The sequence below is a fragment of the Clostridium sp. L2-50 genome (assembly GCF_000154245.1).
Taxonomy (GTDB): domain Bacteria; phylum Bacillota; class Clostridia; order Lachnospirales; family Lachnospiraceae; genus Coprococcus.
The window spans coordinates 86,399-99,587 of sequence record NZ_DS480329.1 but is presented as its reverse complement, the minus strand read 5'-3'; the positions used below and the strand labels follow the sequence as shown (position 1 = coordinate 99,587).

Genomic DNA, 13,189 nt, shown 5'->3' with positions numbered 1-13,189 from the left:
ATCCTTTTTTTTTCGTATATTGTTTTTCTGTTTTTGTAACATTTGAATCAATACCGAATAGTCTATAGCATAAAGAAAATTGGAGGTATTTACCATGAGTGATTTATCAGCAACACAGTGCGGTTGTGGAAAAAACGGAATGTTTGGTTTCGGCGGAGGCAGCTGCTCCTGCATCATCATCCTTCTTCTTCTCTTCTCATGCTGCGGAAATGGTTTTGGAAATGACTGTGGCTGTGGCGGCGGAAGTAATGGATGCGACTGCATCTGGATCATCCTGATCCTCCTTTGCTGCTGTGGTGGATGCGGCAACGGAAATGACTGCGGTTGTGGATGTGGATGCTAATCCTGAAATTCTGACCCCCGACTGTCATAAGCTATATCAGTTCTATATCCTTAACAGCTATAAAGCCTCTGTACGGATATAAAACTGTAAAAAAAGAACTATATGCCGGAATTATCACCGAAATCGCCTGATAATTCCGGTTGTTCCTTTATAACAGACAGGGAACAACTCATTCTGTTGTTATTTCTTTTTCATATTTTTATGCATTATATATCCATTTCTTTCATAAATAATAATTGTAAGCACTACATTACATACCTGAAAAATCCATCCGGATAAACCGTCTCTTACTTTTGAAGAAATGAAGGGAGCCTTGCATTGTATGGCACAGATACCACATTCTCATCCTCTTGACAAATTAATATCCGATGATCGTCTGTTTCTTCTGGAAGCAATTCTCCCCTTTGTTGACGGACCTATGCGTATGCCGCTCATTATCTATCTGAAAATGATGGAACTCCAACAGATCATGCGTGTGATCAACAACCAGTCCTATGTTCGTCAGTGTGATTTCAACCGCGATTTCCATAATCAGAATGATATTCTGGCATCGTTAGCTCAATGTGGTTTTTCGGATATCGCCGATCAAATGAAAAATATGCAGCAGGCAATGAATATGATGCAGGTTATGAATGATATGAGCCGGACCGATTCTGCGTTTTCGGATTTTCAAAGCATTTTCCAGGCTTATGACCAAACCGTTCAAGCTGCACCGGATAATACATCTATATCCACAGATACAGAATATACAAATAATAATCCATCCATACAGGGGAACAGAACAGATGGGAAAATTCACGATTCCTCCACACATGAAAACACGGAAAATACCGGTACAACTGATCAGTCATCATCCCAACATAGCGACAATTCCATGGATCACATCATGCAGTTGTTACAGGAATACGACACGAACACCCGGTCTGCAATCTAACCGGTCATTATAGATTATCCATACATATAACCGGAATCAAAATAAATCCTATAAAACAGAAAGGACGATCCATTGCCATGAATCAATTTGAAAACGACCCCCGCCTGAAAAATCTTATGCCCCTGAAACGTCAGATTATTCTGGAGCTTGCAAACGGTTCCCACAATGCTACTATGGAACAGATGCTCCCTCAGATCATGCAGTTAAACCGGGAGCTTCAAAAACGTAATCTGTCTTTCTCAAAAGAGGAATCCAATCTTATCATGGATATTATGATGGAACAGGCTTCTCCTGCCGAACGCCGGAAGATCGCTATGTTCCGCAATTTCCTGTAAAATATAAATAAGCAGTTTTGCCTGCCTTGCAGGCACACTGCTTATTTTGTATTTTTATTTATGAAATAATATGATTTCTACGTTCTTCGAACTCCCGAAATCATCCCACAACATGCGCATTCCGAGCATCCGCTCTACATGCTTATGTTGTTTTTTATTTGCTTGACAGATTTATTTCATCACAATGTTTACGATTCTTCCCGGTACATAAATTTCTTTTACGATGTTACCGGTCAGCTTGTCTGCGATAGCTTCTTTTGCCTTTGCAATAACATCATCCTTTGGATCGTCTTTATTGATAGCAAGAGTCGCCTTCATCTTACCATTGATCTGAACTGCGATCTCTACTGTCGACTCAACTGTCTTTGCCTCATCGAATGTCGGCCAGGATGCCTGATAAAGATATCCTTCGTAACCAAGAATGCTCCACATTTCCTCTGTGATATGCGGTGCAACCGGGTTCAATAATGTAAGAAGCGTCTTCATTTCGCCCTTTGTTACTGCATTCTTCTTATAGAAATCATTTACAAGTGCCATCATAGCAGCAATAGCTGTATTATACTTCAGATTCTCAAAGTCAGTTGAAACCTTCTTGATCGTCTGATGCATCTTTGTCTCCATATCCTTAGAGTAAGCATCACCATCTACTACGATATCCTGCAGCTTCCATACTCTCTCAAGGAAACGACGACATCCCTTTACACCATCATCTGACCATGATGCAGCAAGATCAAAGGCTCCGATGAACATCTCGTATGTTCTTAATGTATCTGCACCATATGCATTTACAATATCATCCGGATTTACAACATTTCCTCTGGACTTACTCATCTTCTCGCCATTCTCACCAAGGATCATACCATGGGAAGTACGCTTCTGATATGGTTCCGGTGTAGGAACAACGCCCTGATCATACAGGAACTTGTGCCAGAATCTGGAATAAAGCAGATGAAGTGTTGTATGCTCCATACCACCATTGTACCAGTCAACCGGCAGCCAGTATTTTAATGCTTCCTTGCTTGCCAGTGCTTCTGTATTCTTTGGATCCGTGTATCTCAAGAAATACCATGATGAACCGGCCCACTGAGGCATGGTATCTGTCTCACGCTTTGCAGGTCCTCCACAGCATGGACACTTCACATTTACCCAGTCTGTCATAGCTGCAAGCGGTGATTCTCCGTTATCAGTCGGCATATAACTCTCTACCTCCGGAAGCATCAACGGAAGTTCACTTTCGTTAAGAGGGACATAACCACATTTATCACAGTGAATGATCGGAATCGGCTCACCCCAGTATCTCTGACGGGAGAATACCCAGTCACGGAGCTTATAATTAACCTTTGCCTTACCAATTCCCTTTTCTTCCAGGAACTCGATCATCTTCTCTTTTGCATCTTTTACCTGCAAGCCATTTAAGAAGCCGGAATTAATCAGAACACCTGTTGCAACATCTGTAAATGCTGCTTCATTGATATCTACTTCTTCTCCGTCCTTTGCTACTACCTGAATAAGCGGCAGGTCGAATTTCTTTGCAAATTCCCAGTCTCTTTCGTCATGTGCAGGAACCGCCATGATCGCACCTGTTCCATATGACATCAGTACATAATCGGATACCCAGATTGGGATCTCCTTCTCATTTACAGGATTGATCGCTACCAGACCATCGATAGCTACACCGGTCTTATCCTTTGCAAGCTCGGAACGCTCAAAATCGGACTTTCTGGCAGCCTGCTCTCTGTAGCTTTCGATCTCAGACCAGTTCTTGATCTCATCTTTATATTTATCAAGCAATGGATGCTCCGGTGATACAACCATATAAGTTGCTCCAAATAATGTATCACATCTGGTTGTGTAGATACGAAGCTTATCTTCTTTTCCTTTGATCCGGAAATCTACTTCCGCACCTGTAGAACGTCCGATCCAGTTCTTCTGTGATACTTTTACTCGCTCAATATAATCAACAGTATCGAGCCCTTCGATCAGCTTATCTGCATATTCTGTGATCTTTAACATCCATTCGGATTTGACCTTACGGACAACCGGCGCACCGCAACGCTCGCAGACACCATTTACAACTTCCTCATTTGCAAGACCAACCTTACAGGATGTACACCAATTGATCGGCATTTCTTTCTTATATGCCAGACCTGCCTTGAATAACTTCAGGAAGATCCACTGTGTCCATTTGTAATATTCCGGATCTGTTGTATTGATCTCACGATCCCAGTCAAATGAATATCCAAGGGAATGAAGCTGTGCCTTAAATCTTGCTACGTTATTCTTTGTTACTTCCTTTGGATGGATCTTGTTCTTGATCGCATAATTCTCGGTCGGAAGTCCAAATGCATCCCAACCCATTGGATAAAGAACATTATAACCCTGCATTCTTCTCTTTCTGGCTACAATATCGAGTGCTGTATATGGTCTTGGATGACCAACATGAAGTCCCTGTCCGGATGGATAAGGGAACTCAACTAATGCGTAATACTTTGGTTTACTGTAATCATCTGTTGCAGCAAAAGCCTTGTTATCATCCCAGACCTTCTGCCACTTCTTCTCAACAACTTTATGATTATATGCTGTTGCCATGTCATTTCCTCCTGAAAAATGTTTGTAAAGTGTAATAGGAGCCTAATCATATATGACCAGCTCCTACTATCTCTCTTATATTCTGATCGAATTAAACTCTTGAAAGATACTCGCCTGTACGTGTATCGATCTTGATCGTATCTCCTTCATTTACAAATAAAGGAACATAGAGTGTTGCTCCTGTCTCAACTACACAAGGCTTTGTAGCACCTGTAGCTGTATCACCCTTTACACCAGGCTCGCACTCTGTGATCAGTAATTCTACAAATAATGGTGGCTCTACACCGAATACAGAACCATTGTGAGAAACAAGCTTACAGATCTCGTTCTCCTTAACGAACTTTAATGCATCTCCGATCGCTGCTTTATTCAATGGAATCTGATCGTATGTCTCCGGATCCATGAAGTAGTAAAGATCACCGTCATTGTACAGATACTGCATATCTTTTCTCTCGATATGAGCCTTCTCGCACTTCTCTGTTGGACGGAATGTCTTTTCTACCACACCACCACTCTTGATATTCTTAAGCTTTGTTCTTACAAATGCAGCACCTTTACCAGGCTTTACATGCTGGAACTCTATAATCTGATAAATATTTCCTTCAAATTCAATCGTAACACCATTTCTGAAATCACCTGCTGAGATCATCTCTGCCATAATTTTCTTTTCCTCCTTAAGATATGAACTTCTTGTGACATTTTATAATATTCTACAGAATATTTCAACTACTTTTTACCAATTCCTTAGGCGTTTCCTGACCTCCCGGACGATTAGCGGCTTGATATGTCTCTTTCATAAGGCTCTTGCGCTCTATTTCAACGTAACGGCACTAAGCTCGCCGAAAAATCCGGCTCACTAAGGGCCGACGTTGAAAAAGGCTTATTACAGAGACATATCACAACCCCCAATCTGGGAATGGGGATATAAAAGTTCTACACCCTCTATCATTCTTGATTCAAAATTTTTTAATTGTTTCATACAACTATTGCGTATAATCCTAACAGTTTCTGAAATACATTATAGTTTTTGTTTTTAATTAAACACATAGTTTATCTTACATTCTGCTAATTATTTCTTCTGCAATATACTCAGGGGATTGTCCGGTGGCAGGAATTGTCAAATCTGCCACGCGTTCATATAACGGGGTGCGGTAGGTTAAGAGATCGCGTACCTTCTGTTCCGGATCGTCGCCTGATAAGAGAGGTCGGGTATTGTCCCCCGATAATCGAGATATGACCTCTTCCGGGGTAATCTGTAAATAAATAACTGTTCCGAGGGTTGCAAGCTCTGCTGCATTCTCCTCCCGGAGCGGAAGGCCACCGCCGGTCGAAAGTACCGCATGCGTTAACGATGCGTTCAGTTCTTTTAGTATATCTGTCTCTAACTGTCTGAAATATGCTTCGCCCTTTTTACTGAATAATTCAGCGATCGTACAACCACATTTTTCTTCTATATACTGATCTGTATCTATGAAGGTATATCCGTATCTTTCAGATAACAGCTTTCCGACTGTTGTCTTTCCGGATCCCATAAAACCTGTCAGGATGATATTATCCCGTGTCTTTTTAAGCAACTTCCGATAAATCTCATCTGCTGTTTCTTCATCTATCGTTATATCATTCCACAATTCATATGCAATTATGCCTTGGTACAGAAGCATCTTCAGCCCATTATAGCTCTTTGCTCCCGCGTATCTGCACAGAGACATGAATCCGGTAGAGAATGGTTTATAGATCAGATCGATTCCGACCGATACAAGCTTATAAAATGCCGGATCTTCAATCACTACTTCATCACTATGCGGATACAAGCCTTTTGAAGTCGATTGAAATACAATATATTTTTTCTCCGGAAGCTTGTGATAGTCCTGAATGCTCATAGCCGTCATACTCTGATTCCCAAAGAAATCATTCATATGATCCGCGATCGCCTGTGCTTTGGCTACAGTACGATTTAAGATATATACATGTCCTGCTCCGTTTGACACACACATATAAGCTACGGCTTTCGCCGCTCCGCCTGCTCCTAATATAATAACGTCCTGTCCGTCAAGCTCTACTCCATAAGATCTCACCTCACGAAGAAGTCCCATCATATCCGTATTATAACCTTTATATCCATTTTCTGTCCGTACCAGTGTATTAACAGCACCGATCGCCTGTCCGCCTTCATCTAACTCTGACAGATATTGCATAACCTCATTCTTATGCGGAACTGTCACATTTAACCCCAGAATGTTTAACGCATACGCACCTTTTACTGCAGCTTCTAGATTTTCTGCTTTTGTATGAAACGGAACATATACATTATTTAATCCGAGCTTCTCGCTTAATGTATTATGTATAAGCGGTGACATTGTATGCTCCACCGGATCTCCCAGAAGTCCCAGCGTTCTTGTTTTTCCATCTATCATCATATTGTCTCTTCTCCTGCTGTTCTGTTAATTTCATATAATGATCGTAAAATTCCCATAGGTTTTTTCATATGGCAGCATTTCGTAATCATCTAGTTGTTATAGTAGCATTTTCTTTCAGGTCTTACAAGCAAAAAGGCGGGCATTGCTGCCCGCCTCTGGAATTATAATATGTGTTTTTAATAGCTCATATTAAGCTAATGTATATTTTTCTGCTTCAATACCATCTACAGTTACAATACTGTTTGTATTGTTCTGTGTCAGGTTGAAGAGTGGATCAGCAGCTTTAATCTTGATGATCTTCTGTACTGGTGTAGCTTCACCGCCATAATAAACTTCAACAACAATATAAGTATAATTACCACCATACGGTGCAAAACACTCTTCTGAAGGTTTCAGCTTATTATTTGAATACTGATCTCTAACCTTAATCTTTTCTGTCGCATCATCAAACTGTACAAATCCATCAAAAGTAGCTAACCAAGTCATCTTTGCCTGCTTCTCTTCTTCTGTCAATGCAATGTAACCATGCTGTGATAACTCGTTTTTCTCTGCTTCTGTCAGATGAGATTTAATAGCATCATACGCTTTCCACTTCCAGATTTTTTCATCCGTTCTGTCTTTCAACTCTGCATCTGTAAACTTTACAAACTGTTTTTCGATATCCGAACGTTTCCAGCTCCAAACCAGTTTATCCTTTGTAGCAGAATATACCGGACTTAACTTCTTAGGATCCTGATCATTCAGATCCAGATCATAATACACATTGATCCGATCTACGGTGATACCGTCCGGAATATCAATTTTTGCATCAAAGTTTGGCGATGTTGTCTTATCTGCTATTTCAATCAGATAAATATTATTGCCTGCTGACTCATCCTTACCAAGCTCATTCACAAAGTTTGTATCCGGCTGGAACAATGTTACATCCGGCTTAGGCACTGATGCTAAAGCACTGTTAATAATAACATTGATGAACAATTTTCTCTCATCATTATTCTTTGTTCCATTACCTGTTACAGATGTATGACCGGCTCCACAATATGTGATAGCTCCGTTACCATACGCTGTTGTATAAATGAAGTAACTCTCCATTCCATCATAAGGTGATGCAGCATAATAAGATGACATTGTCTTTGCATTACCATTGTTATTACATCCTGCAAGTGTATACCAGACTGTTGTCTTCGTAGCCTCAAGATCCAGTGAATATGCCTGCTGATGTGTACCCGATATATTCAGGGATGAACCTATCGCAAACGGATACAGGGTAACCAGACCTTCATTTAATCTGGAAGCCTTTGCTGTCTGCGCAAATGCAGACTCATCTCTGTTACCATCATTGGTTGTGGTACGAAGTGCACCGTTTACATCCATCTTTGAATAAATATATGGTGTATTATTCTCTGCATGTATACTCTTATTCACTGCAAAATACAGATATGACATTGATAATGCACTTATATTCCAGCTAGACTTATCACTCGGAATCTGTGTTACATTATAATTTGAATTATAATTCTTTAATGTCTTAATCGTGCTGTCATAGATTCCCGATGTCTGATTCAGCTTTCCTGATATTCCGGCTGTTGTATTGAATCCGTATGGTGTCAGATAATATGTATCTGACTTATCCTTATATGACTTATACTCATAGCCATCATTTGTCTGAGCATATGAACTCTTCTGGTTTGTAAGATCCACATGGAATCGGTTCAGTCCAACCATATCAAGCAAGTTTGTAGTAAGTGTATAAGCACCACCCGCCTTCTTTGAATATGGTGACATTGTATCATGGAAGAAGAACAAATCTCCTCCGGCTTTTACATAATCCTTAATGTACTGACATGTCGTTGCATTCATATCAACATAAGCACTTGTGCTGTCTCCATATGGTGAGAATGCTGCAGAAGGACCAAGTACCAGGATAGAATACATCTTCTTAAGGAAGTCCTTACCATAAGATCTTCTTAAGTATTTATAATACTCATCCTTTGCATTCAGCTCTGCATCCTTTGCATCACGATATGCCGTAAATAATGTTCCATATGTTCCAAACTCATTGAAATTAGTTCCCTTGTCTCCATAATATTTCATGAAGATCATAGAATAATCTCCGGTCTTTATACAGTAGTTAAACAGCTGCACAATCTCACTTTCCGGTACCCATCTGTTCAATGCACCAAGCAGAGACTGTGAACCCTGTCTGTATTTACCATACTTTGCTGTATCTATCTTAGTTGCATCATTTCCAAACTGGTCGATTGCACCCTCCAGATACTTATCAATATTTTCCTTTGGAGTTTCAACAGCAGCCTTTGCATTCTGATATGCAGTCCATTTCTCCTGCAAGCCATCTGCATAATCCTGCCGAGTCATTCCATCAACTTTACCGCCTGCTTTGGACAGTGTCTCTGCATCTGCAACCCACTGCTCCAGGCAGTTATAAGTTCCGCTTGCATTATCTGCTGTTGTAAAACTTGCTTTATTCTTATTGATAACCGCCATATCAAGATTGATATTATAATCATCCGTAATCGTATCTGCAAGGTTTGAATACCAGTTATCATCTCCGGCACTCAGGTCATACTGTACAATTCCAAAACGGTTCTCATGACGTCCAAGTGATTTGTACTGTGATAATGCTACTTCTGATCCCAGTTTCGGTTCTGATGTAAGGCCATTGTAATACATGATCTTATGTGCCCACTGAGACTGAATATCAAAGTATAAAGTATCCTTAAAATTATGGAAGTCTGTTGTCTGGCCATCATACATTGTCTGGATCTGAAGGACATTGATATTGTTCTTATCAGCTGTCTCATTCACAACCTTACTAAGCCCTGAACTGGTTGCTATAAGCTCAGTTCCCTCATAGATCTCCAGATACCAGCTGGCTGATCCGAAAAAGTCTTCATCCAATTCCAATGTGGTTGATGCAGTATATGATGTCATTCCTGCAGAAGCAGCTCCTTTTGTAAGAGTTCCCTCTGTATGATAATCACTTGAATCAAATGTCATGTTACGATCTTTATCACAATATAACTTATATGTATATGTGGCATCCGACTTACTGCTTCTGACCTCGAACTCAAATGGAAGACTGGTCGTTCTCAGATAAGAACTCGTAATTCCTTCCTTATAGGTAGCAGGTTTATTTGTAAATACTACTCTCACTCTGCTTGCTGAACTCTTGATCAGACTGTTCAGTGAGGTCTTCATCGTATCAGATGGTACGACTGCATAAGACTTAATCACTGAAGGATCGTCATTCTGGAACCAGCTCTCATTCTCTACATCCGTAGTCAGATGAATCTTGTAAGATCCGCCTGTACCGATCTCTTTCGCCGTATATAAGGTCTGACCATACGTTCCATTCTGATTATCTATCATCTGCGTATCATCATGATCATATCCCCATAATACATTTTTCACACTTGTAGAAGCTGCTTTTTTATCATATGCATACTTCACAAGCTTATACACTCTGGAAGATGGATCCAGGTAATAATTTCCCTTTTCGATCGTTCCATCATCTTTAAACCAGTAACCTGAAAGAAGCTGAACCTGAGTCAATGCATTCACGCCGTTCTTAACATTGTAACCCTGCATCTTCTCATATACAGATGTCAGTTCATCACCGAAGATAACCGGTTTTCCGGCATCTATATATTCTACAAGTTCATCATACTTTGTCTTTGTAAGATCATTACCGTTTTCAGGCATGTATACTGCCTTACCTACCAGATCTGCCGGCATATAATTATCTGTAATATACTCTAACATACCTGTATGTGTGTACATAATGAATGTCGGTAAACCATAACCTAATGCTTTGATCGCATCACCATTCAGATTACCACTATGTGCAGAATAAACTTCCTCAACGCTTCTATCAAGTGCTGTATAATCACCACCGATATAAACCAGATCATAACTTGTTGCGATATCATCTTTCATACCGATCAATGCTTCCGTAGAAACCTGAGTAAGTTCGATATCACCATAGTTTAATCCATCTATTGCATATGCAAGTTTGGCCTTTGTCAGATCAAAGTCATAATACTCAACATTCTTCTGAAGTTCTTCTTTGGCCTTACCCTCAATCACATCTGACGGAACAGTATAATAATCACCCTTTATCTCTGAACCATCCATATGTTTTGAATAGGAAGAATTTTTATTCTTGGTTTCTGCTAACTCGCGATCAATCGGATAATCCGGTTGAATTTCAAGAACCTTGAACTTATTATCAGAGCCATCACGATACTGACCTGCATTAATGATATCTGCAATTGCTTTTGCTGACGGACTGATAATGGTCTTATTTCCGCCATTATTGTCATCATCACCATCTCCAGAGCCAACACCATCTCCGGCTTTATCACTGGCAATTACATATACACCACCTTCAACAGCGTCGCATAATGATTTATATGCATCTTTTCCAATCTCATCTTTATAAGCACCCGACTCGATAAAGATAAAATCAAACTGTGTAAAGTCAATCACCTGTTTTGTAGAATTCTTGGTAAGTGCTTCCGCTTTGTGATCTAGATATAACTTATTGACATAATTAAATGCCTTATCTCTACCTTCTGTAGAATCTTCTGAATAATCCAAAACAGTATATTCATAAGATAAGTTTGATGAATAATTTGCATCATAAGCAGGATCTGATTCTGTTGTCTTCTTTGTAAACTCTGCATATGTATCTGCAACGTTTGTATAATCATAATCTGCTGATTTCTGCTCACCATTCTTTGTAACAATGAAATTACATCCATTGCTGCCAACTTCATAAGCACCCGTCACTATAGTATCATCTGTTCCAGTTCCGGTTCCAGTTCCGGTTCCAGTTCCGGTTCCTGTTCCGGTTCCACTTCCTGCAGCTGCAACAAGCTCATCAATTGCTGTTCCGGCAGGCTCAATGATCACTCCATACTGGAATTCAGAACCGGCATTCAGATATGAGAAATTATAATTGTACACATAAGTATTTGTCGCACTGTCAAAAGAACCGTTTCCACCTTCTAAAGATGAAAGCATAACTGAATACTTCTCTGTCTCATTCTTACCAACCAGATAAGTCTTTCCGTCTATTGTAACAGTAAGATATACATTTGATCCGGTAAGATCTACAGATGAACGAACCTCTCCGGATAATTCCTTAGTTGCAACATCCTGAAAACCGGTATTTGAAAGATCGGTCGTTGAATAGACAGCACCTTCACCTGAGGTCAAAGCATTCTTGATATCACGGCTCTGAAGAACATAGATATTCGCACCACTTGGCACATATCTGTATCCACGGCTTGCATAAGCGGCTCCTGTGAATACACTGTTCTCTGCTGTTTCTTCTGCTTCCCAGGTATTAGTCTTCTTATTGAAAGTATAGGCACTTGCATCCATATGTGTGGAATCATTGTTTGCTGCTAATTCATCAAACATCCTCGATGACTCACCATTTGAAATAACAAGTACTTCTGCATTATCAAAATCCCATTTTGTTCTGGAAGCCGTAATACCACCAATAGAACTTGATACCTTAATATATGCAGAATCACTGTGATTCGTCTGGAAATTCAGGAAGTCTGTCAATGAATTATCTTCATACCATTTATAATATCTGTTTTTGTTGATATAGTCATTTCCACCCTCTGTCGCAGAACGTTCCGCTGTAAGGATGAAATCTGAAATTGTCTTTGTTGTCTTTTGGGTTGGATCCGGTACATCATTATCACTTGCTTCTTTATAAAGCACATTGAAATATCCCGGCTCTACTGCTAATACATTATCTATACGGGCTGTCAGATTCTTTGTAATCAACTTGAATGCTAATGTTCCCATACGATATGTATCATTATTTCCCTTTATCGAACTTGCATCTTTTACACAAAGTGTATATTTATCAAGAACGATCGGATGGCGGTCATCCATTGTATAGCTTACAAGCCAATTATATAATGCTTCGCTTATATCTTTGTCTTTTGATGCATATGCATTCTCATCCGGTGCAACGATATATATGAAATCCGCTGCAGATAAAATTGCTTTTGCATTTGTATCCATACTGTTCAGATTGTCAACAGTAACCGTTGTTAATGTCACTGCTCCGGCTGCCATCTTCTGGGATGCAATCGTCTTATAACCATCAAATACCGCATATCTGAAATACTCACCATCATACACATACTTCCATAATGGTGTTGTATTTGTATAATCAGACTCATTTTTGATATTACCTTTATAGTTTGATGCAGTAACTTTAGCAGTCATATCTGTATCTGCTTTCGCAATATCGTCATTTGATTTAGACTTTGGAAGGATCTGAACAATACGATATTTGTCATCACCTGTTGCCTTTAAACTGGCGCTGTTCGAATTGATAACCGCAAGGTCAATATTCGAATAGCCTACAAGTCCTGTTGCAGCACTCAGTTCTGCGTTATTTTCATTTACAGGAGTTCCAGAATTAGCTAATGTGAAATTGACGAATACCGCACTAACAATCAGTGTAAAGATGATTGCTACGGAAGATAAAACAACTTTTTTATTCTTAAACACTATTCTT

Annotated in this window: 7 protein-coding genes; 3 read left to right on the top strand and 4 right to left on the bottom strand. The window is 39.8% G+C overall.

From position 1 onward, the window contains the following. The first annotated feature begins 94 nt into the window (after positions 1-94). The 3 genes from CLOL250_RS13030 to CLOL250_RS13020 all read left to right on the top strand — a co-directional run bounded on the left by CLOL250_RS13030 (position 95) and on the right by CLOL250_RS13020 (position 1,612). A complete protein-coding gene (locus CLOL250_RS13030) occupies positions 95-343 on the top strand; it encodes a hypothetical protein (RefSeq protein WP_008403060.1) in 249 nt (82 codons plus the stop codon). Between the two features lie 322 nt (positions 344-665). Beyond that, positions 666-1,277: a hypothetical protein gene (locus CLOL250_RS13505; RefSeq protein WP_049941113.1), complete on the top strand. Its 612-nt coding sequence runs from the start codon at positions 666-668 to the stop codon at positions 1,275-1,277. Positions 1,278-1,354: 77 nt separating this feature from the next. Further along, positions 1,355-1,612, top strand: a complete 258-nt coding sequence (locus CLOL250_RS13020; protein WP_008403057.1) for a hypothetical protein — start codon at positions 1,355-1,357, stop codon at positions 1,610-1,612. 171 nt (positions 1,613-1,783) lie between these two features. Here the strand turns inward: CLOL250_RS13020 and leuS are convergent, their stop codons facing one another. From leuS to CLOL250_RS13000, 4 genes are all read right to left on the bottom strand, one after another. Continuing rightward, positions 1,784-4,201 (bottom strand): leucine--tRNA ligase, encoded by a 2,418-nt coding sequence (gene leuS, locus CLOL250_RS13015; RefSeq protein ID WP_008403056.1) that lies wholly within the window; start codon positions 4,199-4,201, stop codon positions 1,784-1,786. Between the two features lie 91 nt (positions 4,202-4,292). Next, positions 4,293-4,850 (bottom strand): elongation factor P, encoded by a 558-nt coding sequence (gene efp / locus CLOL250_RS13010; protein WP_044946272.1) that lies wholly within the window; start codon positions 4,848-4,850, stop codon positions 4,293-4,295. Positions 4,851-5,256: 406 nt separating this feature from the next. Then, positions 5,257-6,618 carry a shikimate dehydrogenase gene (gene aroE / locus CLOL250_RS13005; protein WP_008403054.1) on the bottom strand — a complete coding sequence of 454 codons (1,362 nt, stop codon included), beginning with the start codon at positions 6,616-6,618 and terminating at the stop codon, positions 5,257-5,259. 189 nt (positions 6,619-6,807) lie between these two features. Further along, complete coding sequence (locus CLOL250_RS13000) at positions 6,808-13,182, bottom strand: DUF5057 domain-containing protein (RefSeq protein WP_008403053.1); 6,375 nt, start codon at positions 13,180-13,182, stop codon at positions 6,808-6,810. Positions 13,183-13,189 lie beyond the last annotated feature (7 nt).

Excerpts from the sequence above, each read along its gene's own strand:
- aroE (WP_008403054.1), bottom strand. The coding sequence starts at position 6,618 with ATGATGATAGATGGAAAAACAAGAACGCTGGGACTTCTGGGAGATCCG.
- leuS (WP_008403056.1), bottom strand. The coding sequence starts at position 4,201 with ATGGCAACAGCATATAATCATAAAGTTGTTGAGAAGAAGTGGCAGAAG.
- CLOL250_RS13030 (WP_008403060.1), top strand. The coding sequence starts at position 95 with ATGAGTGATTTATCAGCAACACAGTGCGGTTGTGGAAAAAACGGAATG.
- efp (WP_044946272.1), bottom strand. The coding sequence starts at position 4,850 with ATGATCTCAGCAGGTGATTTCAGAAATGGTGTTACGATTGAATTTGAA.
- CLOL250_RS13505 (WP_049941113.1), top strand. The coding sequence starts at position 666 with ATGGCACAGATACCACATTCTCATCCTCTTGACAAATTAATATCCGAT.
- CLOL250_RS13020 (WP_008403057.1), top strand. The coding sequence starts at position 1,355 with ATGAATCAATTTGAAAACGACCCCCGCCTGAAAAATCTTATGCCCCTG.